The sequence below is a fragment of the Leisingera sp. MMG026 genome, assembly GCF_021654205.1.
Classification (GTDB): domain Bacteria; phylum Pseudomonadota; class Alphaproteobacteria; order Rhodobacterales; family Rhodobacteraceae; genus Leisingera.
In genome coordinates, this window is the sequence record NZ_JAKFZM010000145.1 from 1 (window position 1) to 705 (window position 705).

A 705-nucleotide genomic window follows, 5' to 3' on the forward strand; every position below is an offset into this window, starting at 1 on the left:
GCGCAGTGTCATTCTGCGTTGCGCAAGGCTTCTGCAACCACTGCTCGTCGGCTTTCATCCGCAAACGCCATCACATCTTCCATTTCTATGATGTCGGCGATCCGTGCCGGCGAGAAAACTGCGCGCAGATATTGGGTTACGGTTTCCCCCTTGGCTTCCATACTTGCTTCTAATTCCAACAAATGTTCAGCAAGCGGTGCGCCCGCTCCTTCAGTAAAAAACGCAACGTTAGAGGTGAAAGTGACAGGCGTCACGCCCTGCTCCAACAAGACGCGCCCCTCGTCAGCGCGGTAGAAGTCTGCCAAGGCAGCGATTTCCTCGGTCGTCAGCACCTCTTGGTAGACGGCGGCAACATTCCCACGGATCAACTTAAGAAGTTCAACATCAAAGTCGCCTGCCAGTTCCTCCCAAAACCGGTCGGAGTTTATAATTTCGGCCCCCAAATCCGCAAAGCCCGGTTGCAGTTTAGTGTAAACCTCTTGTCTAAGGCTTGTTACCCTTTCTTCTGCATCTGACCAACGCATATGAGCATCTGCAACAAAGGCAACGTCCGCAGCCGCCTCCGAAAGGGCGGAAGTTACGGTGCCGAGCAAAAATATTGCAGCGATAAGAATCTGTTTCATTGGGGGCAGCGTATTGCTGGTTCATGGCGGAAATTTGACGCCATGCACTGAAGGCTAAAGTCACCCTTGACCCAAAAGAAAT

The 705-nt window shown here is 52.3% G+C and carries 1 protein-coding gene; it reads right to left on the reverse strand.

Annotation, left to right across the window (positions count from 1 at the left end; all coding sequences use genetic code 11):
- Positions 1 to 8: 8 nt before the first annotated feature.
- Positions 9 to 623, reverse strand: coding sequence for a DUF2059 domain-containing protein (locus L1069_RS23890; protein ID WP_237457302.1), 615 nt, complete (start codon positions 621 to 623; stop codon positions 9 to 11).
- Positions 624 to 705 lie beyond the last annotated feature (82 nt).